12 protein-coding genes are annotated in these 24,195 nt (G+C 66.6%); 8 read left to right on the top strand and 4 right to left on the bottom strand.

The genetic code is table 11. The features are described 5' to 3' along the window. Nucleotides 1-459 precede the first annotated feature (459 nt). The 7 genes from NH448_RS18890 (at nt 460) to NH448_RS18860 (ending at nt 18,229) form a co-directional block, all read left to right on the top strand. Nucleotides 460-10,380 (top strand): VCBS domain-containing protein, encoded by a 9,921-nt coding sequence (locus tag NH448_RS18890; RefSeq protein ID WP_253029239.1) that lies wholly within the window; start codon nt 460-462, stop codon nt 10,378-10,380. A 23-nt stretch (nt 10,381-10,403) separates the two neighbouring features. Beyond that, complete coding sequence (locus NH448_RS18885) at nt 10,404-11,999, top strand: TolC family protein (RefSeq protein ID WP_083970610.1); 1,596 nt, start codon at nt 10,404-10,406, stop codon at nt 11,997-11,999. Beyond that, a complete protein-coding gene (locus NH448_RS18880) occupies nt 11,989-12,909 on the top strand; it encodes an efflux RND transporter periplasmic adaptor subunit (RefSeq protein ID WP_253029238.1) in 921 nt (306 codons plus the stop codon). Before NH448_RS18885 ends, NH448_RS18880 begins: the two co-directional genes overlap by 11 nt. Next, complete coding sequence (locus NH448_RS18875) at nt 12,906-14,336, top strand: HlyD family efflux transporter periplasmic adaptor subunit (RefSeq protein ID WP_253029237.1); 1,431 nt, start codon at nt 12,906-12,908, stop codon at nt 14,334-14,336. The genes NH448_RS18880 and NH448_RS18875 overlap by 4 nt, the downstream gene beginning before the upstream one ends. A gap of 2 nt (nt 14,337-14,338) precedes the next feature. Next, nucleotides 14,339-16,564, top strand: coding sequence for an HlyD family efflux transporter periplasmic adaptor subunit (locus NH448_RS18870; protein ID WP_253029236.1), 2,226 nt, complete (start codon nt 14,339-14,341; stop codon nt 16,562-16,564). A gap of 165 nt (nt 16,565-16,729) precedes the next feature. Continuing rightward, nucleotides 16,730-17,494, top strand: coding sequence for an FCD domain-containing protein (locus NH448_RS18865; RefSeq protein WP_045994538.1), 765 nt, complete (start codon nt 16,730-16,732; stop codon nt 17,492-17,494). Nucleotides 17,495-17,599: 105 nt separating this feature from the next. Beyond that, nucleotides 17,600-18,229, top strand: a complete 630-nt coding sequence (locus NH448_RS18860; protein WP_213228006.1) for a CDP-alcohol phosphatidyltransferase family protein — start codon at nt 17,600-17,602, stop codon at nt 18,227-18,229. 103 nt (nt 18,230-18,332) lie between these two features. Here NH448_RS18860 and NH448_RS18855 read toward each other — a convergent pair whose 3' ends face one another. Both NH448_RS18855 and NH448_RS18850 read right to left on the bottom strand, forming a co-directional pair. Then, nucleotides 18,333-19,757: a sugar porter family MFS transporter gene (locus tag NH448_RS18855; RefSeq protein ID WP_045994536.1), complete on the bottom strand. Its 1,425-nt coding sequence runs from the start codon at nt 19,755-19,757 to the stop codon at nt 18,333-18,335. A gap of 45 nt (nt 19,758-19,802) precedes the next feature. After that, nucleotides 19,803-20,576: an SDR family oxidoreductase gene (locus tag NH448_RS18850; RefSeq protein WP_253029235.1), complete on the bottom strand. Its 774-nt coding sequence runs from the start codon at nt 20,574-20,576 to the stop codon at nt 19,803-19,805. Between the two features lie 727 nt (nt 20,577-21,303). Between NH448_RS18850 and NH448_RS18845 the strand changes: the two genes are divergently transcribed. Next, nucleotides 21,304-22,530: an ROK family transcriptional regulator gene (locus tag NH448_RS18845; RefSeq protein WP_253029234.1), complete on the top strand. Its 1,227-nt coding sequence runs from the start codon at nt 21,304-21,306 to the stop codon at nt 22,528-22,530. A gap of 83 nt (nt 22,531-22,613) precedes the next feature. Here the strand turns inward: NH448_RS18845 and NH448_RS18840 are convergent, their stop codons facing one another. Together NH448_RS18840 and NH448_RS18835 are read right to left on the bottom strand one after the other, a co-directional pair. Beyond that, nucleotides 22,614-23,570 carry a Gfo/Idh/MocA family oxidoreductase gene (locus NH448_RS18840; protein WP_253029233.1) on the bottom strand — a complete coding sequence of 319 codons (957 nt, stop codon included), beginning with the start codon at nt 23,568-23,570 and terminating at the stop codon, nt 22,614-22,616. A 252-nt stretch (nt 23,571-23,822) separates the two neighbouring features. Further along, nucleotides 23,823-24,195: LysR substrate-binding domain-containing protein (locus NH448_RS18835; RefSeq protein ID WP_253029232.1), on the bottom strand; the 373-nt coding region annotated here is incomplete at its 5' end.

Raw genomic sequence — 24,195 nt, 5'->3', positions numbered from 1 at the left:
TCGCTTCGCCATCCGCACCGACATCGACGCCCATGTCGATGTGACCTTCCCGCCTTTCCCTGTGCCGGCCAATGTCGATCGACCGCCGGCACAGGCCGCTTTTTCCTCTTTTCCTCACGCGCCTGCTCGGCTCGCCCCCACCGGCATTCCTCCCCGGAAACGTCAGTGGTTCCACATCGTTTTCGGCGTTAACCCTCACGTTATTTGCTTCAGCGGGCATTCCTGACGTTCGCCCTCCCCCAAAAAAGGGCCCTGCCAGCCCTCGAGTGAAGGGCTGGGGCCTTGGCGTCAGCCGCCTACCATAGCCTTGTCACTACCGTCCTGATCCGCGTAGCCACTCCTCCACTTTTTCGGCACAGAATGAGAATCAACGTCTATGTTTAGGGTATTGTGCAGATATGGCATTAAAAGCGTCATCTGCCATCGATACAGTGACAACAAGGAAAGGCAGGAGTCGGTATGAAGGGAACTCGTTCACGGCTGATCGCGCTGGAGCCACGCCTGCTGTTCGATGGCGCCATGGCGGCCACCCCCGACCCCGCCAGCGATGGCGACGGTGGGAAACCCAACCAGCACCAGCCGACAGACGGCGACGGCCAGGCACCGGCCACCCAGGCTGACAGCCCCGCTGGCGCCGGGGCTCCCGCTCGCCACCTGGTGGTGGTGGACGCCCGCCTCTCCGACGCCCAGCGCCAGACGATCCGCGAGGGGCTGGCCGACGACGCCGAACTGCTCGAGGTGGACGCCGACGAGAACGGTATCGAGGCCATCACCGCGGCCCTGGCCGGCATGGACCAGGTCGAGAGCGTGGAGATCTTCAGCCACGGCGCCTCAGGACAGTTTCAGCTCGGCGATACCCTGGTCGGCAACGACACTCTCACGAGCCTGACGGCGAGCCTCGGCCAGTGGCGCGAGGCACTGACGGCCGACGCCGACCTGCTGCTCTACGGCTGTCGCATCGGCGCCACCGACGCTGGGCTCGAACTGGTGGAAGGTCTCGCCAGCGCCACCGGCATGGACGTGGGCGCCTCCACCGATGATACCGGCCACAGTGGCCTGGGCGGCGACTGGGAGCTGGAGCGTCAACAGGGGCAACTGGCTGACGACCGTGGCGTGGCACTCGCCGCCCTGGCACCCTTGGATGGCCTGCTGGCCGACGCCGAGCCGACGGCGTCGCTCGGCGAATCCGCCACAGAGGTGCCGCTGGGTGAGGAATTTCAGTTCACCGTCAGCGTGTCCAATGCTTCCACCGCCCAGGAGGGCTACGCCCCCTTTGTCCAGTTGATCGTGCCCGCTACCGGCAAGGACGGCGCCGGCGCCGAGGTCGACGATGGCGTCATCATCACCTCGGCAAGCTACCTGGGAGGGCAACTCGACCTCTACCAGGTGACCTTCGACGCCAACGGCGAGGCGGTGCACCCACTGGCAAAGGACGCCAATGGCGACCCGATCACCGTGCTGGCCTCGGCCTATGGCGCCCAGGCCGGCGACACCCTGGTGGTGGCGGCATTGCCCTTCGCCAGCCTGACCAGCGACCAGCCAAGTATCGACGTCACCTTTACCGGCGAGCTGAGCGAACTGGCCGATACCTCCCAGACCAACGGCAGCCCGGACCTGGTCATCCAGGCCATGGCCGGCTTCGAGCTCGGTAACGATGCCCTGTCCAACCCGGAGCAGGACCCCAGCCTGGTCGGTAGTGCCGTCGCCTTCACCATCACCCCCACGGTCATCGCGGTGGAGCAGAGCCTCGACATGAGCGAGGGCGACACCACCACCGGCGAGAACTACCCCCACAGCCTGGTCACCACGGTGCGACCGGCCGGCGCCGGTGCCACCGCCCAGACCCTGACCGACGTGGTCATCACCCAGCCGGTTCCGGACAACGTTCAGGTCACCGCCATCGATCCCGGCAACGGCACCCTGACCTCCATCACCCTGGCCAGCGGCAACACCTACACCGGTGATCTGACCATACAGGCGCTGATCAACAGCGATGCCTTCATCACCTCCTACACGGTGACCTACGCCAACCTCACCGAGGCCCAGTCCAGCCGGGTCGACTTCTATGTGCCGGAGACCGATGCCAACGGCGACCCTGTCCTCGACCCGGTGACCGGCAACGACCAGACGATCACCTTTGGCGCCCCCACCGGCAGCGGCGTCTGGCTGCCGCTGGACGATCGCGACCGCAATCCCGACGATCCCGACGGCAAGGTCAGCTTCGAGGGTACCGGCGATGAGCTGAGCTTCGTTGCCAAGTCGATCACCCTGGAAAAGACCGCCACCCTGGCCATCGATACCGGCACCAGCGGCCTGACCCCGGGTGACACCCTGGAATACCGGCTGGAGATGGCGCTGTCGGACTACTTCGCCTTTGGCGAGGACACCCAGCTCGAGGGTCAGTTTGTCGTCACCGATACCCTCGGCGACGGCCAGACCCTCGACGGCACCCCGACGCTGATCCTCTACAGCGGTGATGACGCCACCACCATCGATCTGGTGGTCACCACCAGCGTCAATGCCGATGGCACCACCACCCTTGGCTTCGATATCGCCCAGTCGATCGAGAACGCCCTGGTCGACCAGGCCTGGCTCGCCGGCGACGCCGCCTTCGATGGGGTGATCGACGCCGGCGCCACCCGTGCGCTGATCAGCTATCGCGCGGTCATCGACGACGCCTATGCAGACGAGGACGTGACCGACCACCCTGCCATCAACGAAGGCGATAGTATCGGCAATGCCGCCGAGGTCGATGCCACCCTGCTGCTCAACCCGAACAACCTGACCGGCGATAGCGAGACCGACGATTCCAGCACCGAACTGACGGTGCCCACCAGCCAGGTGGACATCGCCATCGAAGGAGGCGCCAGCGAACTGGCCCCCGGCGACCAGGTGACCTTCACCCTGCGCTACGAGCTGGTCACCGGCGACCACGAGAACTTCCAGTTGATCGCCTACCTGCCGCTGCCGCTGCTCGACACCTCGGGCATCAGCTGGACGCAAGGTACTGGCCCCGGCCAGTGGTCCCTGGCAGCGGACAACAGCTGGGCGGGCGATATCACCAGCGTAGCGAGCGGTCCCGGCAACGCCATCATCTTTACCCTGGCAGACCTGACCACCACAGAGGCCAGCACCATCGCCCTGAGCTTCACCATGACGGTGGGGGATCAGCCCTTCGCCGATGGCCGCTCGCTGGATGTGCTGGCCGAATCGCGCCAGACCACCACCCTCGACAAGACCGAACTGGTGACCCAGGACGTGGTCAAGGTGCAGTCGGTGGCCGAGCCGGTCGTCACCATCACCCATGGGGTGGTGTCCTCGACCAACGGCAGCGTCAGCGGCACCAGCGGCAGCTGGAATGCGCCCGACACGACAGGTGCGCCCTTCACCGGCAGCATTACCGACCCGGCGGCGGTGGACGGCGACGTCACCGACATCGACGCCGGCGACACCCTGCGCCTGGCCACGCTGCTCGAGAACACCGGCGGCGGCGGCGCCTTCGACGTGACGACCGAGATCGAGCTGCCCACGGACCTGGACTTTGTCGGCGACAGCCTGGGTAGTGCCAACCTGACCCTGACGCTCGGTGACGGCAGCGTGCTGATCGAGGGCACCGACTATAGCGTCAGTGGCACCACCATCACCCTGCTCGACGACAGCGGCACGGCCACGCTGCAGGCCGGGCGGGATGGCAGCGCCAGCGACGCCGCCGGCACCAACATCATCGTCATCACCTACGACGTGACCGTGGCCGCGACGGTCAGCGCCAGTCGCACCCTCGGCACCACGGCAACGCTCACCAACTACGCCAGCGTCGACGGTGGCACCGACTTTACCCCGACGGATCTCGATGACGACGCGACCCAGCAGGTGGCGGCGCCAACCATCACCACCACCTTCGCCGTCGGCGGCGACGCCACTGACGACGATTCAAGCGAGACCCACACCGACGGCGCCGACCTGGTGGTCGGCGAGTCGATGCTCTACGACATCGTGGTGACCCTGCCAGAAGGCACTACCCAGGAACTCAGGGTCAATGACCTGATACCGCCGGGCATGGCGCTGGATACCTCCTACAATGGCTCGGGTTATAAACTGATCACCCTGGCCGCCGGCAGCGACAACTTAAGCGCCGACTTCGCAGGCAGTGTCTCCGTCTCAGGCCTTGCCGGCAGTGGCGGCACCCTAGGCGTCGATGGCGTCGATGGCGTCGATGGCGTCGATGGCCAGTTCACCTTCAGCGCCGCCGGCGCCACCGGCGACAACGACACCGGCAACAATACCTTTGTTCTGCGCGTCCGCCTGATTGCCACCAACACCCTCAACAACCAGCAAGGCACCGAACACGAACACAAGGCGGGCCTGACCTATCAGGACGTCGACGGTGATGAGGTCAACGGCAGCACCGCCGTGGATCGCGACGTCAGTCAGCCCGGTACGGGCCCGACCACCACCCTGGTGGAACCCACGGTCAGCATCGAACAGGCGCTGACCACTCCTTCCGACCCGGGTCTCGGAGTCGACTCTGGTGACGCCATCGAGTACGCCGTCACCTTTTCGAACACCTCGGGGGTCGACGCCTTCGACCTGGGGCTGTCTGTCCAGCTACCTGCTGAACTCGACGGCGTCAGCCTTGAGGCGGTGAGTTTCAGCGACGCCAACGGGCCCGCCGTGGGTGACTTCGAGATCACCGGCAACGACACCGACGGCTATCAACTCAGCCTCAAGAGTGGATTCGATCTCGACCTGCGTACCGGCCATTCCATCACCCTGACCATCGGTGGCACCGTGGGCGCCACTGCCGCGGATCTGGCCAACCTGACCTCCGAGGCCCGGGTCGACTGGACCAGTCTCGACGAGACCAGCTCCAGCAATGGTACCGAACGGACAGGAGCCAACGGGGAACTGGGGGATGGCTCCCTCAACGACTATCGGCAGATCGATATCCAGGCGATCCCGATCGCTCAGACACTGCAGGTGTCCCGCGTCGGCGGGCTGGACAGCACCGCTGCTGCAGACCCGACCGGCGACACCCGCGAAGACGTCGCGGTGGGTGAAATCATCCGCTACCGGGTGGTGGCGCTGCTGCCCGAAGGCACTACGGACAACTATCAACTGACGATTCAGGTCGATGAAGGTCTCACCATTCTCCCGGAGACGGCCAACCAGATCAAGATGGCCTTCATCGCCAACGGTGGCGGTCTGACAAGCAACCTTAACACCAACGCCGATTCCGTCGATGGCAATGGCCAGTCCCCCGAGGCCGGGTACATCCAGAGCGACCTGAGCGTCGGACCGGAGGGTGTGCTCGACCCTGCCCGCTACACCATCAGCGGCGATGGACGCACCCTGACCATCGACCTGGGCACCATCACCAACACCAACAACGACCTCGACAAGGAAGGCATTTCGCTCGAGTTCAATGTGCGGGTCGACAACGTCTCGACCAACCAGGCAGGGACAGAGCTTGGCATGGTCGTGACCGAAAGCCGCGACGGCACCAGTTTCCAGAGCGAGGAAATCTACGAACGAATCGTCGAGCCGTCCTTTACCGATATGACCAAGACGGTGGTGGACTTCGATCCCGCTCCGGATGACAACACCGGTACCGCCAGCGTCACCGTTGCCTTTACTCAGAACGGTGGCATGCCCGCCTACGATGTGGTGCTGACCGACGCCTTCGACGACGGCGATGACTATCGCCTCGACAGCCTTACTATCGGTGGCACCACCTACACCCCCACCTTCGATGACGGCAGCGGCACCTACAGCGGATTGCCCTCCGGGGTGACGGTATCCGCCCCGGATGACGACGCGCTCACCATCTCGTTCGAGCGGCTCGACCCGGGCAGCGAGGTCAGCGTGTCCTATCGCGTCGAGGTACCCAACAACGCGCCGGTGGCGGCCGATGATGCCGAGGCCCGTCTTGCCTGGTCCAGCCTGCCCGACGACGGCAGCTTCGATGGCTTTGCTGGCAGTGATGTCGGCGACGATGGCACGGACAAGGGCGAGCGTACCGATACCGACGGCAGCGGCGGGCTCAACGACTATGTGTTGACCGCCGGGGCGAGTCTCGGGCTGATCGAAGGCACCCTGTGGAATGACACCCTCAGCGCCGACGCCAGCACCGCACCCGATGGCGATGGCCTGGCCGGCGTCAGTGTGACCCTGACCTGGGACGGCAACAACGACGGCGACTTCGACGACGCCGAGGATCTCACCTTTAGCACCGTCACCGACGCAAACGGCAACTACTCCTTCGGCGTGCTGCCCAAGGGCAGCTATCGCATCTCGGCCAGCGAAAGCCTCACCGACGGCAGTGCCGGCGAACTAAAGGCACGTATCGACTCCGACGGTGGCACCTTCGACGACGGCAGCCTGTCGTTGATCACCGGCGCCGTAGACGGCGACACCTACGAGGCCAATATCGGCTATGTCGAACTCAACGACGCCCCGGTGCACACCTTGCCGACCTCGCCGGCCTCCGGCAACGAAGACACCGAATTTGCCATCACCGGCATCTCGATTGCCGACCCCGACACCCTGACGCCCGGCCAGTACGGCGCCGAGCCGATCACCACGACCTTGAGCGTCGACCACGGGAAGCTAAGCGTGGACGACGACTATGACTCCATGACCACCGTCGAAAACGACGGAAAAAAATTAAAACTCACCGGCAGCGTCGCCGAGATCAACGCCGCCCTCGCCACCCTCCACTATAAAGGCGACGACAACTTCAACGGTGACGATACCCTGACCATCGTCACCAGCGACAACGGCAACTTCGGCGATCACCCGGACAACGGCAACGGCATCCCCGGCGAGAAGATCGACGACGCCCTGACCGACCGCGATACACTGGCCATCGAGGTCATCGCGGTCAACGACGACCCTGTCGCCATCGACGACAGCGCCACCGCCGTGGAGGCCGGGGGGCGCTTCAATATCGGCGGCATCGACCCCAACGGTCTGGTCTTCGGCAACGACAAAGACCCCGACAAAGGTGACGCCGACCCCGACGTGCTGACGGTAGTCCGGGCGGGCACCACCGCGGGCTCACTGCAGGCGGTCAACAGCGACCCCGCCTCGCCCACCCGTATCCAGGGCAGCTACGGCACCCTGCTGATCTCCTCGAGCGGCTCGGCGGAGTACCAGCTCGACAACGACGACGCTGACGTCGAGGCGCTGAGGCTGAGCGGCAATACGCTGACCGAAACCTTTGTCTATGAGATCGGCGATCGCGCGGGCGCCACCTCCCAGGCCACCATCACCATCACCATCGAAGGCGCCAACGACGCCCCGGTGGGCGTCGATGACGGCGGCGTGGCCATCGAGAAAGGTGGCATCAGCAACGCCACCGCCGGCCAGGACGCCAGCGGCAATGTGCTGACCAACGATACCGACGTCGACCTCAACGGCGAGACCAAGGCGGTGTCCGGGATCCGTGTTGGCGATGAGCTCCTCGGCAGTTTCGATGAGGTCACCGGCGCCACCGCCGTAGACGGCAGCTACGGCACCCTGACCATCAATCCGGATGGCAGCTATACCTACGTCATCGCTGACGACAACGCAGACGTCGAAGCCCTGGCGGTGGGCGATACCCTGAGCGAGACCTTCAGCTACCTGGTCACCGACGCAGAGGGCCTCGATGACATCGCGGTGCTGACCATCACCATCGAAGGCGCCCAGGACAACCCCGTCGCCACCGACAACACCACCAGCGCCCAGGCACCGTCCACCGACGGCGCCACGCCGGCGGTGGACGGCACCGGCAATCTGATCGCTGATGACGACGGCGACATGGTCGATAGTGACGTGGATACCATCGACCAGGGTGCGCTCTCCATCGGCGCCATTCGCCCCGGCAGCGAGACGGCCGGCGGCGCCATGACCGGCCTCGGTGGCGTCAGCGCCAGCGTCGATGGTCAGTACGGGCGGCTCACGGTAGACGCCGACGGCAGCTACCGCTACGTGGTCGACGGCGACAACGCCGCCGTCCAGGCACTGGCGGCAGGCGCCACCCTGAGCGAGACCTTCACCTATCGGCTGATCGACACCGCCGGCAATCCGGACCTGGCCGAGCTGGTCGTCACCGTCACCGGCGCCAACGATCCGCCAAGCCCGGTGGCCGACCAGGCCATCGCGGTGGAAGCCGGGGGTACCGCCAACGCCACCCCAGGTGACGACCCCAGTGGCAATGTCCTGACCAACGACGACGACGTGGATGGACAGACACTGAGTGTCGATCAGGTCCGCTTCAACACCACCACGGTAAACGCCGGCCAGCCGCTGGCCGGGCGCTACGGCACCCTGACCCTGAACGCCGACGGCAGCTTTTCCTATGTGGTCGATAACAGCAATCCGGCGGTGGAGGCCCTAAGAACCGCCAACGATACCCTCACCGAGGTCTTCGTCTACCGCAGCGTCGATCCCCTGGGTGCCAGCACCACGGCGCGTCTGACCGTGACCATCGAGGGACGCGACGATGCCCCGGTGGCCGCCGACAACGTCGCCCTGGCGGTGGCCGACAGCGATCAGGGCATCGGCCGTGATCCCAGCGGCAATGTGCTCGACAACGACAGTGATATCGACGCCGGTGACCAACTGGCCGTGAGTGGCGCCCGCCCCGGCACCGAGGCCGCAGGCGGGGCCCTGTCCACCCCCAGCGCCGGCACGATAACCCTGACAGGCCAGTACGGCACCCTGACGCTTGCTACCGACGGCAGCTACAGCTACGCGGTCGACCAGTCCAACGCCGAGATCCTCGGGCTTGGCCCCCTGGAGTTCCGCCGTGACGTCTTTACCTACGAGGCCCGTGATCTGGCGGGACTGGTGGACCTGGCCGAACTGACGGTGTTCGTGCGCGGCCAGAACCAGGCGCCGGTGCCCGGCACCGACGATGGCCTGGCGGTGGAGGCCGGTGGCCGCGACAACGCCACGCCCGGGGCGGACGCCGTGGGCAATGTGCTCGACAACGACAGCGACGTCGATGGCGACATCAACCTCGGCGTCAACCTGCTCGGCCCCAACCTGACGGTGACCGGCGTTCGCACCGGCGATGACCCAAGCGCCGGCACCGAAGGCACCCTCGGCAAGGCCCTTGTGGGCCGCTACGGCAGCCTGGTGATGGAGGCCGACGGCAGCTACCGCTACCAGGTCGATGACGACAACCCGGAGGTCCAGGCGTTGCGTCAAAGCGGCCAGACCCTGGTCGACGTCTTCACCTATGCGCTGGAGGACCGCTGGGGCGGCCCCGCCAGTGCCAGCCTGACGATCACCATCGATGGGCGCAACGATACACCGACGGCCCGCGACGACAGCGGCGACGCCGTGGACATCGGCGGAGGCGCGAGCCGCCCCGACGCCACCGGCAATGTGCTGCCCAACGACACCGACGTCGACGCCGAGCGCTACGGCGAGACCCAGAGGGTCACCCTGGTGGCACAGGACGGCGTCAGCGCGGCGCCCGGCGAGCGCCTGGCGGGCCGCTACGGCACCCTGATCATCGAGGCGGACGGCAGCTACCGCTACTTTATCGACCGCACCAACAGCGAGGTACTGCGCGCCAGCGGCCTGGGTCCGCTGTTGCAGGAGGTCTTCGTCTACACCCTGACCGACCAGGCCGGCGCCAGCGACACCGCCACCCTGACCCTGACCCTGGATATCGCCGCACCCTATATTCCGATCAGGGATGGCGCCGGCCCCCACTTCCTGCGCCCGGACGATGGGCGCCAGTCGCGCGCCACCCTTGGCGATGTCGACCCGGTGGTCTATGTCACCCCGGAGGTCGAGCGCAACAGCCGCCAGGTCTTCGATTACCTGCGCCTGTCCCACGGCGCCCAGCCCTGGCTGGTCCGGCCGCTGGAGACGCAGATCCCGTCGCTGGCCAACGGCCTGGGTGAGGTGCCAGGCCAGTACGTGCTACGCGGCGTAGCCTTGAGTCGCCTGTACGCCGAGCAGGATCAATTGCTGATGCTGGGCCGCCACGGCCGCACCGACCTGACGGCGGATGGCCTGCTGGCCGATCCCTCCCTCTACGCTCCCACCCGCGAACAATTGCTGAACAACGCCACTGGTGCCGATGGCGAACCGAGGATTCCGACGCGAAGCTCGACGCCGGGCGACGCTCAACCTGGCTCGGCCGAGGCGCCGAATCGCGATGCGACAGATGACGGCCGGCCTGAGCTGCCGCCGGGGGCCGAATGGATCGCCGATGGTGACCAGGACGATCGCCTCGCGCCAGCAGCGCTGGCCCAGGACGGCTGGCGCGGGCCAGATGAGACCTCCGGCGCCTCTCCCAGAGTCGCTGCAGGCTTTCGCGCACAACTGACGGCCATGGCCGGCTCCACCGCGCCGCTGCGAGGGGAGCACGACCTGTGAGATTCGAACGACAAGGACACCGCATGCATCGACTACCGCTCACCACGCTGGCGGTCACCGCCGGCCTGACCCTGAGTGCCTGCTCCAGCCTCGAGCCCCAGCCCTTCGACGCCACCGAGATCCGTCAGCGGGCGATCAGCGACCAGGCCCAGATGTATCGCCTGCAGGAGCCGCTCAATCAGCCGGTCACCTTCTACGAGGCCGCCGCCCGGGCACTCAAGTACAACCTCGACTATCGCCTGAAGCTGATGGAAAGCGCCCTGGCCTCGAACCTGCGTGACGTCTCGCGCCATGAACTGCTGCCACGCATCGTCGCCGAGGCCGGCTACAGCGATCGCAGCAACGACTCCGGCGGCACCTCCATCGGTATCGAGGACGGCGAGGAAAGCCTGCGGCCCTCCACTTCGGAGCAGCGCTACCGTTCCACCGCGGGCCTTGGCCTGTCCTGGAGCCTGCTCGACTTCGGCCTGGCCTACTACGAGAACCAGCAGAAGGCCGACCAGATGCTGATGGCCGAGGAACGCCGGCGCAAGGTCGCCCAGAACGTGCTGCGCGACGTACGCAACGCCTACTGGCGGGCGCTGGCCGCCCAACGCCTGATTCCTCGCCTCAATGTACTGCTGGCGCGCACCGAGGTGGCCCTGGACGCCGCCCGTGAGGCCCAGCGCCAGGGACTGCTGCCACGCCAGGAGGTACTGGCCTACCAGCGCGCGCTGCTCGACTCCACCACCCTGCTGACCGCGCGCCGCCAGGATCTGGAGCTGGCCAAGACCGAACTGGCCGCACTGATGTCGCTGCCCCCCGGTACCCGCCTGATCCTGGCCGACGAACCGGAACCGGATCTTCCCCCGGACGTCAGCGATATCGAGCGCCTGGAACAGCTGGCGCTGCAGCACCGCCCGGAGATCATGGAGGAGTGGTACCGCAAGCGGGTCAACCAGAACGACCTGGAAGCCGCCAAGCTCAGGCTGTGGCCCAACGTCACGGTCAGCGCGGGCATCGAGTACGACTCCAACGACTACCTGTACAACAACGACTGGACCGAGACCGGCGTCAACGTGTCCTTGAACCTGTTGAAGCTGTTGTCCTATCCCGATCTGAACGAAGCCCAGGACACCCAGGGTGATGCCGACGACCTGCGCCGTACCGCCCTGTCCATGGCGGTACTGACCCAGGTGCGGGTGGGCGCCCTGCGCTACCACCTGGCCCGCGAGGAGCTCGAGTACAGCGACGAGAGTCTCGAGGTGGACGAGGACCTGCTGGCCTACGCCAAGGCCGCGGCCTCCTCTTCCATCGGCTCGGAGCTCGAGGTGATTCGCGCCGAGAGCCGCTACCTGCTGTCCCAGTACCAGCGCGAGGCGGCCTACTCCCGCGCCCAGGCCGCCTGGGGCCGGTTATTCAACTCGGTGGGCCTGGACGTGCTGCCCGAGACCGTCGCCCAGCACGATGTACAGACCCTGGCCGGCGAGATCGAACGGATCATGACCACCCACGAGCGCCAGGGCATCATTGCGCCTCACCCGGGCCAGCCACCGGCGCCAGCCGGCGGGCCCACCCTGGAGCCGCGTCGCCCGCAGCCGGGGACAGGCGCCGATGAGGGGGGCACCGATGCCGTCTAATCGCCTTCGCCCGCGCTCGGCCGGGATGCTCCTCGGCCTCGCACTGCCCCTGCTCGGGCTGTCGGCGCCAGCATCGGCCCAGCAGTCGGCACCTCAATCGACCCAGCAGTCGGCACATCAATCGACCCAGCAGTCGGCACAGCAATCGGCCCAGCAGTCGGCACCTCAATCGACACAGCAATCGATCCAGCAGCCGATACAGGAGAACCGGAGCGAGCTGACCATGCGCGCCCTGCTGGCCCCCCAGCAGGAGGCGACCCTGTCCAGCCGCATGGAAGGCACCCTGGACGAGCTGGCCGTGTCGCTGGGGGCTACGGTGGCCGAGGGCGATGTGCTTGCCCGCTTCGACTGTCGAATCGAACAGGCCCGGGTCAACGTGGCCAATACCGAACTCGGCGTGGCCCGGCTCAACAGCCAGGCCAAGGACCGCCTGCGCCGCCTGGACGCGGTGGGCGATCTCGAGGTGGCGCTGGCCCGCGCGGAGGTCGACAAGGCCCAGAGCGCCTTGAACCTTGCCGCCGTCCAGCGCGATCGCTGTACCTTGAAGGCGCCCTTCGCCGGGCGCATCGCCGCGGTTCACGTCAAGCCCTTTCAGACCATGGCCGCCGGTACGCCGATCGTCGATCTGGTCGGTGATGGCCCTCTCAAGGTCCGGCTCAATGCCCCCTCGGCGCACCTGGCCGAACTCGGCGAAGGCCAGTCGCTCAGCCTTGACGTCAGCGAGACCGGCAAGCGCTACGCCGCCACGCTCAGCGCGGTGAGTGCCCGCATCGATGCGGTGGCCCAGACCGTCGAGCTCGAGGCACGCCTCGACCAGGCCCATGACGAGCTGATGCCGGGCATGACCGGGCGTGCCACCCTGGTGGCCGAATCGCCTACCACAGAGGACAGCGACGAAGGCACGCCATGAGCGCCAGCGAACACCCACGCCCGGCGTCGCTGGCGTCATTGAGCCTGGCCCTGCGAGATCGCGCGCTGGACGCCGACTCGCGCACCACCCTGGCCTTCTCCATCGCCAACGACCCCTATCCGCTGCTGCGCTTTCGTCAGGCACTGGTACTGGAGGGCCGTGCCCGGGGTGCGGTCAGGCTGCGCTGTGTCTCGGGGCTGGCCACGCCCACCGAGCGCACCCCCTTCGTCAACTGGGTGGAAAGGCTCGGCGCCTGGCTGCTCGATCAACACGACATCGATGGCCCCAGGCTGCTGCTGCGCGATCAACTTGAACTCCCCGACGACCTGTCCGAAGGCTGGGCCCAGTGGTGGCCAGAGGTGCTGTGGCTGGTGCCGCTGGGTCCCGGCGTCGCCGACGCCGACCGAAAGTCGTCCAGCGACCATGCCTGGGCGCTGTTTCTGCTCGAGCAGCCACCGCCCCAGGCGCTGCGCCAGCAGCTCGGTGGCCTGGCCGCCACCTGGCGCTACTGCTGGCTGGCCCTGGCGCCACGCCGACGCGCCTGGCAGCTACCGCGTCGTCGGCTCGGCTGGCTGTTATTGGTTGCAGTGATCGCCGCGATGTTCCTACCGGTGCGCCAGTCGGCCCTGGCCCCGGCCGAGATCGTGTCGCTGGACAGCGCCGCCATCACGAGCCCGCTGGACGGTGTGGTGGCCGAGATGCTGGTAGAGCCCAACTCACGCGTCGAGGCCGGCACCCCCCTGTTTCGCCTGGATCGTAGCGAACTCGAAGGCCGCGCCGAGGTACTCAGGCGTCAGCTCGAGGTGGCCAGCGCCGAGCTCGACGCCGCCGGCAACCTGGCCTTCGACGACCGCTCACGGCTCGCCGACATAAGTCGCCTGAGGCGCCAGCAGGCACAGCGCCTGGCCGAACTGGAGGCACTGGAGGCCAGGCTCGAACGCACCCTGGTGACGGCTCCGACGGCGGGAGTCGCGGTCTACAGCGACCCCGACGACTGGGAAGGACGCCCCGTCGCCACCGGCGAGCGCATCCTGCGCCTGGCCGCCCCCGATCAGCCGGCGGTGGAGATCCAGCTGGCCGCCGCCGACGCCATCACCCTGGCAGCGGGGGCCGAGGTCAAGGTGTTCCTCAGCGCCCGGCCGCTGGAACCGATCGGCGCGCGCCTCACCCAGACCAGCTACGAAGCCTCGACCGACGCAGATGGCGTCGCCGCCTATCGCCTGCTGGCCGAGCTTGCGCCGACCGAGGTGAAAGACAGCGCCGGACAGAGCCTCGACCAGGGGACCAATACCCAGGCCGACTCGACAGCGAACAAGGTACGCCTGGGGCTGCACGGCACCGCCAAGGTCTACGGCGAAGAGGTCAGTCTCGGCTACTACCTGCTGCGCCGGCCGCTGTCGGCCCTGCGCGCCTGGACGGGGTGGTAGCCATGGCCTCAGCGACACCCGCAAGCCATGGCCCGGGGGCTTCCCATAGCGCGGCTGCCTCACCCACGGACGTCCACGCCAGTCCCTTTACCGCGACGATGGCCCATCACACCGCCGGCGTCGATGAACGCTCGGATCGTCCGCCGCCACCGCTGCGCGAGGACCTGGTGCTAGTGGATGCAGGTCGTGATCGCCATGGCGAGCCCCAGTGGTCGATCCAGGACCCGGTGACCAATCGCTTCTACCGGATCGGCTGGCTCGAGTTCGAGTGTCTGGCGCGCTGGGGGGCGAGTCCCGCGCGGATTCGCGACGAGATCGCCGCCCAGACGCCGATGCAGCCGTCGCTCGAGCAGGTGCTCGAACTAGTGGACTTTCTCGAGCATCACCGTCTCTTGCGGGCCGGGCCCGACGCTACCGACCGATTGGCCCGCGAGGCCGCCACAGGCGCCGCCTGGCGCAAGCTGTCCTGGTGGCTGCATCACTATCTGTTCTTTCGCCTGCCGCTGGTGCGCCCGCAGCACTTTCTCGGCGCCGTGGTGCGCGCCCTGCCCTGGCTGTTCAGCCGTGGCATGGTCACGGCGGTGCTGTTGCTCGGACTGCTCGGGCTGGTGCTGGTGGTGCGCCGCTGGGACCACTTTACCCACGCGGTGATGGACGCCTTCTCGCTGTCAGGCATGCTCAGCTTCGCCTGTGCGCTGGTGGTCGCCAAGGCCTGCCACGAGCTCGGCCATGCCCTGGTGGCGACCCGCCTGGGGGTAAAGGTGGCGCATATGGGCGTCGCCTTTATCGTGCTGTGGCCGATGCTGTACACCGACACCGGCGAGAGCTGGAAGCTCAGGCGCAGTCGATCGCGGCTGGCGATCTCGTCGGCGGGCATGCTGGTGGAGCTTGGCCTGGCAGGCCTGGCGACCCTCGGCTGGGTGCTGACCGAGCCGGGCGCCGTCAATTCGGCACTTCTGTACCTGGCCACCACCAGCTGGGTGCTGAGCCTGGCGATCAACGCAAGTCCCTTCATGCGCTTCGACGGCTACTTCGTGCTGACCGATCTGCTCGACTTCCCCAACCTGCACGAGCGCGCCGGCGCCCAGGCCCGCGTGTGGCTGCGCCGGCGACTGCTGGGGCTCGACGAGGCCTGGCCGGAGCCCTTTCCCCGTCATCAGCGACGTTCGCTGGTGTTGTTCGCCTTCGCCACCTGGCTGTATCGGCTGGTGCTGTTCCTCGGCATCGCCCTGGCCGTCTATCATCTGTTCTTCAAGGCGCTGGGCATCGTCCTGTTCGCCGTGGAAATAGCCTGGTTCATCCTGATGCCTGTCACCCGAGAATTGCAGCACTGGTGGTCCCATCGCCGCGCCGTCCCCCGGCGCTTTCGCCTGGCCTGGCTGTTGGCCCTCGGCACCCTGCTGTTGCTGGCCTGCCTGCCCCTGCAGACCCGCGTCAGCGGGCCTGGCGTGCTCCACGCCGAGCGCGAGCTGACCCTGTACTCGCCGTTTCCCGCACGCCTGGAGACCATCGCCGCCTCCGGGCGGGTCGAGCGAGAGGCGGCCCTGGTGCGGCTGAGCGAGCCGGATATCCGACGTCGCGAGCTGGCCCAGGAAAGCGAGCTCGACCTGCTGGAGGCCGAACTGGCGGGGCTGCTCGACGCCGACGATGGGCGCAATCGCGACAGCGCTACCCTGGCGCTACACCGCGTCAGCGAAAGCGGACGTCAGGCCGCCCGGCGGGAGCAGCAGCGACTGGTCATCAACGCCCCCTTCGCCGGCGAATGGCAGCGCTTCGATCGACAACAGACGCCGGGGCAATGGGTCGCGACCCGAGAGCCGCTGGGCGTACTGGTGGACCCCTCGACCTGGGTCATCGATGCCTACGTGCCTCAGGACGAGGTCCACCGCCTGAGTCCTGGCGCTCGGGTGCGCTTTCTGGTGGAAGGGCACACCCGACCAATGGCCGGACACGTCACCAGCATCGGTGCCACCCGCGCCGAGCACCTGAGTCACCCCCTGCTGGCGGCACGCCACGGCGGCCCGTTGTCCACCTACGAGGACCCGGAGGAGCGCGGCAAGTTGCGTCTTGAACGCGCGCTGATCGCGATCGAAGCCCGCCTGGACAGCCCCTGGACAGGCGGCAGGCAGGCCGCTGGCCAATTGCACATCGACGCCGAGCGTCAGAGCCTGGTCGGCCAGTTCACTACCTGGCTCGCTTCGGTGGTGATCCGCGAGAGCGGCTTCTGAGAAGACGGTTCCCTCTAGACTGCCTGCCCGCGAGCCCACCAGCGCTGCCGCTGTGCCCTATTGTCGCTATGCCCCGTTGTCGCTATGCCGCGTTGTCACTAAGGCGCATTGTCACTATGTTGCACATTCGCTAGCATCGTCACTGCATTCGCCAGGAGCAAGTCAGTGGCCGTCCCATCTCGCAGCAACAGCAAACGCCCCAGCGTGGCCGACTACCTGGCCGAGGCCATCTTCGGCGGACACTATCGCCCCGGCGACTTCGTGCCCAAGGAGGTCGACCTGGCCGAACAGTTTGCACTGAACCGTTCGGCGGTCAGGAGCGACCTGCGCCAGCTGGTGGACGTGGGCATCATCGAACGCATTTCCGGCCACGGCTCCAAGGTGCGCGAGGTCGAGGCCTGGAACATCCTCGACCCGTCGGTCACCGACTGGATGACCCGCTACGCGGCTCCCAACCCCGAGATCCAGCGCGAGATCCTGAGCTTCCGCCTCGACGTCGAGCCCTACGTGGCGATGACCGCAGCCCGCCGCGCGACGGCCCGCGATCTGGTCGCCATCGAGGAGGCCTTCGAGGGCATGGAAAGCGCCATGAACGCCGCCGAGGGCGACGCCAAGCGCTTGCACAGCGATCACGACATCGCCTTCCATGTGGCCATCTTCAAGGCCACCCGCAATATCGTCTGGTCCCAGCTCTCGCATATCCTGCGCCCCTCGATCTACCTGCTGATCGAGACCTCCAACGAAAGCGCCAGCGACCCCGAGGACAGCCTCGAGCGTCACCGCGAGCTGATGGAGGCGATCCGCACGCGGCGCCCCCAGGACGCCTTTCGCGCCGCCCAGGCGGTGCTCGCCGGTACCGCCGATGCCCTGGGCATCAAGCCCGGCGACTCGGTGCTCGGCAGCGACCTGGAGTTGCCACCTACCGGCTGAGTCAAGGTCCTGTGGGAGCCGCCATGCTATGCTGGCGGCCTGGCGCAGCCCACGCACCCGCCAGCCCCGTCCCCCTCGCCTAGCCCGTCAAAAAGGACCTTTGACATGGCCTCCGTGTATGATTTCAAGCCTCGTTTTCAAGCCCTGCTGCGTCCCTTGGTGGGCCGCCTTCACCAGCGTGGCGTCAGCGCCAATCAGGTCACCCTATTGGCCGCCGTGCTGTCACTGCTGGTGGCGGCAGTGGTTGGCCTCAACGTGCAGACGCAGCTCTGGTTCGTACTGATCGCACTGTGGCTCCCCCTACGCATGGCGCTCAACGCCATCGACGGCATGCTCGCCCGTGAACACGGCCAGCAGACGGCCCTGGGCGGCTACCTCAACGAGCTGTGCGACGTGGTCTCGGACGCCGCCCTGTTCGTCCCCTTCGCGCTGCTGCCCGATACAGGCCCCGGCGCCGTCCTTATCGCCATGGTGCTGGCGATCATCGTCGAGTACGCCGGCGTCATGGGCCCCCTTGTCGGGGCGACCCGACGCTACGACGGCCCCATGGGCAAGAGCGATCGCGCCCTGGTCATCGGCATACTCGCCCTGGTGGTGGCGGTGGGCCTGGCGGCAGGCTGGTTTATCGCAGCGGTATTCTGGCTGATGGCGGTGCTGATGCTGGTCTCGCTGTACCATCGCGTCCAGCGTGGCATCGCCGAGGCCACTGGAGACGACAAGACCCCGGCGCCTTGATCTCGCCGGGGTCCCACCATCAGCAGGCGTGGCACCTAAGATGCAGGACGACAGCCCCGTTCACCATGGGCAACCCGCCTGCTGCCCAACCCGAACGCATGGGTTACTCGTAGGCCATCTGCTCAAGCTCCCGTCCACGGGTCTCCTTGACCCACTTCATCACGAACACCACCGAGCAGGCCGCGAAGAAGGCGTAGACACCGTAGGCCCCGGCAAGGCCGATTCCCGCCAGCATGATCGGGAAGGTCATGGTGATGGCGAAGTTGGCCAGCCACTGGAACAGCCCCGAGACCGCCAGTCCCGAACCGCGCACCTGGTTGGGGAACATCTCACCGAGCATCACCCACATCACCGGCCCCCAGGACACATTGAAGAACAGCACATAGGCGTTGGCCGCCAGCAGCGCCAGCACCCCCATGTCACCGGCCAAGGCCAGCTTTCCGTCGACCATGCTGGCGGTGGAGAAGGCGTAGGCCAACAGGCACAGGGTCAGCGCCATACCCACTGAACCTGCCCACAAGAGCGGCTTGCGACCGATGCGGTCGATCAGCGCGATGGCGATCAGACAGGCGCCGATCGACACCGCACCGCTGATCACGTTGATCAGCAGGGCATCACCCTCGGAGAAGCCCACCGCCTGCCACAGCACCGCACCGTAGTAGAACACCACGTTGATCCCGACCAGCTGCTGGAACACCGCCAGCCCGATACCGACCCAGACGATGCCGTGCACCTTGCCACTGGTGGCGTTGATCAGGTCCCTGAGGCTCGGCACATGGTCGGCGTTCAGCGACGCCTTGATCTCGGCGACCTTGGCCTGCCCCGCCTGCTCGCCGAGCAGGGTGACCAGCACCCGTGTCGCCTTGTCGTCGCGTCCGCGACTGATCAAGAAACGCGGGCTCTCCGGGATACCCAGCAGTGCCAGCAGAAAGATCGCCGCCGGCAGCATCTCGATCCAGAACATCCAGCGCCAGGCGTCGAAGCCGAACCACAGACTGGCGGTGGAGGCGCCGGCGATCTTGGCCAGCACATAGTTGCTGACGAAGGCGATAAACAGCCCCGAGATGATCGCCACCTGCTGGATCGTGGCCAGCCGTCCGCGCCGCTCGGCCGGCGCCACCTCGCTGATGTAGGCCGGCGTCATCACGCTGGCCGCGCCCACCGCCATGCCGCCGAGCACCCGGTAGATCACGAACTCCAGCGAGCCGGTCGCCACCCCGGAGCCCCAGGCGCTGACCAGAAAGAACACCGCCGACACGATCAGCAGCGCACGACGGCCGTAGCGATCGGCCAGGCGGCCGGCGAAGAAGGCACCGATGGCGCAGCCCAGCAGCATCGAGGCCACGTTGAAGCCGGTGCCGACGCTGTCGGAGTCGAAGGCCGTCTGCAGACCATCGACGGTGCCGTTGATCACGCCGCTGTCAAAGCCGAACAGAAAACCGCCGATGGCGGCGATACAGCAGATGGCGAACACATAGCGTTGTCGCTTTAGCGAGGCGGCGTCCGCCGGTGAGGATACGATAGGCATGCTGAACTCCTTGTTGTTGTGATATCGCGATGGAAAAAAGCTGGGTCACAGCCAGCCGGCGTCCACCCAGTGGTTGTGCGCGGTACAGCCGCTGGCCGCGTCGGAGGCGAGAAACACCACCATCGCCGCGACGTGATGAGGCTCGAGGCGCACCTTGAGCTTCTGTTCGGCGACGATCTGGGCCTCCTGTTCGGCGCTGTACCAGCGGGACTGGCGTGGAGTCTTGACGTTGCCGGGGATCACGCAGTTGACCCGGATGCCCTGTTCACCCAGTTCCTGGGCCAGCGCCCGGGTCAGCCCCTCGATACCGGCCTTGGCCGTCTCGTAGAGCGCCAGGCCTGCCTGGCCCAAGTGCCAGCTGATCGAACCGAGGTTGATCACCGCACCGCCGCCACGCCTGGCCATGCCCGGCGCCACCGCCTGGGTGGCGAACACCAGGTGGCGGAGGTTCACGGCGATGCGTTCGTCGAAATAGGCCGGGGTGATGTCCGCCAGACGATGGCGATCGTCATTGGCCGCGTTGTTGACCAGCACATCGACATCACCGATCGCGCTCAGCACCTCGTCGAGACGCGCTAGATCGGTCAGGTCACAGTGATGGAATTGCAGCCGATCGCGGCCGGCACCCTGCTCGGTCAGACGCGCTACCAGCGCCTGGGATGGCGCCTCGGCGAGGTCGAGAAAGTGCACTTCGGCGCCCTGCTCGACAAACGCCTCCACCAGCCCCTCTCCGATTCCCGAGCCGCCACCGGTGATGACCACCCGCCTGTCCGCAAGGCCTGGATAAAGCGCCACCGGCGCTCGAGATTCCTTCGTCATGTCAGCGTGACTCCCGTTGCTGTTGTAGGGGTTGTACCTAAGCCATCCAGGACTTGCCTGGAAGCGCCTGCGCTCGTCGACGTATCGGCTTGGCCTGTTGGAGGCGGCGCGCGTCACCGCTTTCGCCTTTCGATCGGCGAAGTCTTTCGATTGGCGAAGTCTTTCGATTGGCGAAGCCTTTCGTCTGGCGAGATCCGTTCGTTCGACGAGAGATGTTTGTTACTTCTCTTTACTAATATCTCGTTAGTAATTAGTCCTAACTAAGTGCACAGTCTTGTCGAGTCGGACGCCATGTGCCATTGCACTTATGTCGAACAGAAGCCTCCCAGCGGAAAGGTGCTTGATGGCGCCCGGTGCTCTTCTGAAATCCAGTGCTCTTCTGAAAAGCGGCACAGGCGTCGCACGGATTCACTCAGGATCCTTGTTCGGCCGATGTAGCCGGGAGATGCAGTCGGGCGATGCAGTCGGGCGCTGCAGTCGGGCGCTACTGTACGGCGCTAGGCGCTGTCCGAAAAGTCGACGAGCGAAGGTTAGACAAGGCAAAAATCGGTGAGAAAGCGCAGTTTACGGGGTGTAAATGAGCATTTTGATCCGATTTTTAACGCCGTATTACCGAGCGCAGGCACTTTTCAGACAAGCCCTAAAGTCCGGCGCTGCGGCCCGTCGCCCGCCTTGATACACTCGACGCGACCTTCCCCATCCCTGACAGGGTCGGAGACTTTCGTTCATGACCGCCTCTTCCACCGCCGGCGACCTCGGTGCGCTCAAGTCACGCAACCGCGCCTCTCTGCTGGAGTGGCTGCGCCGCCAACCCGGGCTGACCCGTGCCGAGCTTGCCCAGCGCACCGCCCTGACCAAGGTAACCGTCGGCGCCGCCGTACAGACGCTGCTGGACCAGGGCTGGCTGGTCGAAGGCGATCTGCTGCGTGGGGGTAGCGGCCGCCCCGGACGGGCGCTGTCCCTCAATCCCGACAGCCATGCCATCCTGGGCATCGAGATCGGGGTCCATGGCCTGCACGTGCTGGCCATCAACTTTCATGGCCAGATCCTGGCCCAGCGACACCAGGCCGCGGTGCCGACCCGGCCAGACGATACCCTGGATCAGATCGTGCCCATGGTGCGCGAGCTTATCCGGACGGCGCTTTCACACAGGACACTGCTCGGTGTGGGACTGGCGGTGCCGGGGCCGACGTCGCCGGAGCAGTCGCGGCTTAGCCTGGCGCCCAACCTGGGCTGGCGAGACGTCCCGCTGCTCGAGATGCTCAGGCAGCGCCTGCCGGAACTCGACGATGATTCGAGACGATTCTGGTGCATGGACAACGAGGCCAAGGCAGCGGCCTTTGGCGAGCTCTATTGCAGCCCGTCCAGCGGCCAGGAGGCCGCGACGCCGTCGTCACTGTTGTACGTCAGCGCGGCTACCGGGATCGGCAGCGGGCTGGTAGTGCAAGGCACGCCGCCCCGGGTGATTCGCGGCGTGCATGGGCTGGCCGGCGAGATCGGCCACACACTCCTGGCGCCGGGGGGCAAGCCGTGTCACTGCGGCAACCACGGCTGCGCCGAGACCCTGGTCAGTGGCTGGGCCCTGCGTGACGCCCTGGGTATCGAGGCCGGCGCCTCCTTGAGCGAAGGCATCAAGCATCACCGCGACCCCGACCTGGTGGCCGAGACCCTCAACCAGGCAGGGGAAGCCCTGGGCCTGCTGCTGCTCAATCTCCACCTCACCCTGAATCCCGAGCGCATCGTCATCGGTGGCTCGCTGGTGAAGCTGGGCGCACCGCTGCTGGACCCGGCGCTTGCGTTCTTCACTCGTCATCAGAACCATCTGCTGCCACAGGCGCCGCCGATCCCGGTGCGCATCCTCGACGACAGCCTGGCGACTGCCGCCCGCGGCGCTGCCGCCCAGGTACTGTGCCAGCTGCTGGCTCGCCACGACGAATTCGCCACTGACGAATAACCCGCTGCTTCTGGCGGGTTCAGCTCACACCAAGTGAGCGACGACGTCGTGGGTCATCGAGAGATCGACGCGAAGTGTCGTGTTCACGCGCTGCCATCATCGTCGACGAAGGCCTCGGTGGTCTGGCGATGCCCCAGCATCAGGGCGTCGGCCACCTGCTGCAGCGGCGTGATGTCCATATCGCGCTGGCCAGCCTCGAGCAAGCTGTGGAAGTGCGCGTAGACGCCCTGGTATTCGCGCTCCGGCTCATCGATCAGCGTCTTTCCATCGACGATAAGACGGGCGCCCCCAGCCTCCAGGGTCAAGCTTCCCCCATCGGTGACGAAGGTCATCTCCCAGCACGGCGGATCCTCGTGGCGGAAGTCGAAGTCACCGCTCAGCAGGACGCCATCAGCGGTACGCCATTCAAGCGTCGCCGCGATGGGTGTCTGGGCGTTGGCGGGCACGACCAGATTGGCCCGCTTCAAGAAGAACGGATCGGGCAGCAGTGCGGTAACGATGGACAGGGCGTTGATGCCCGGATCGAACACCCCCATGCCGCCGGCTTCCCACAGCCAGGCCTGTCCTGGATGCCACACCCGCACGTCCTCGTGCCAGCGAATATCGACGCCCTCGACCCGGCGTCCAGCGAGCCAGTCAGCGGCCGCGGCGATGCCCGGGGCAAAGCGCGAGTGCCAGGCGGCGAACAGCGTAAGTCCCGCCTTTTCGGCCTGTGCCTTGAGGTCCTGCACCTCGGCCAGGGTGGCCCCCGGCGGCTTTTCCAACAGCACCGCCTTGCCACGGGCCAGCGCCTGACTGGCGAGCCTGTGGCGCAGATGGGCAGGGGTGCAGATCGCCACGGCGTCGATATCCGGCTCGGCGTCGAGCATCTCCTCGAGACTTGCGTAGGACGCCACGTCCTCCAGGCGCGAATGAGGGTCCGCCGACGCCACCAGCTCAAGACCTTCGGTGGCTCGGATGGCGTCCACATGCTGATCCCGGACGATCTTGCCGGCGCCGGCCACGCCCAGTCGAAACGGCTTCGCTTTCATCTGCTCCATCTCTCCCCTCTCCTCCAACTTTTCCCCTCATCCATCTCTTCCATCTCCATCAGCGCCCCCGTCTTCTTTCCTGCCTCTCTTGGCTCTCTTTCCTCTCCCCCCTCTCTTGCCTTCCTCCCGTCGACGCACGCCACCGCCAGGCGGGGCGACGAAAGGCCGCCAGCTTATCGCAAGAACAAGGGCAAGAGCAGGTGCCAGGGCCAGGGTCCGGGTCCGGACCAGGCCAGACGGTCTGCCGCCGGACCAGGGATTTCAGCCACCCAGCAGGCCGGGGCGGTGGGCGCCGGAACTGGACCACTGCTTGAACGCGGAGGCCACTTCTTCGGCCAGGGCATCGACCGCAGCGGTTGCCCCTGGTGTTCGCAACAGCACCAGTTGATAGTGCCCCAGGGGCGGCAGCCCTTCGGGCTCTGCCAGGGTGACCAGTGGCGGCTCCACCAGGCTGCGAGGCAAGGCGGACACCGCCAGGTCGGCGTCGAGTATCGCCAGATGGCCGGCGCAGTTCTCGCTGACGTAGGCGATGCGATAGTCGACATTGGCCCCATCCAGCGCCGACAGGGCAAGCTTTCGCCAGGCACAGCCGGCGTTGGCCACCGCCAGCGGCAGCGGTCGCCGCTGGTGCGCC

It is taken from the genome of Halomonas sp. OfavH-34-E, from assembly GCF_024124525.1.
Lineage (GTDB): Bacteria > Pseudomonadota > Gammaproteobacteria > Pseudomonadales > Halomonadaceae > Halomonas > Halomonas litopenaei.
Note: the sequence above shows the minus strand (reverse complement) of the source record. Positions and strands in the feature narration are given on the sequence as shown.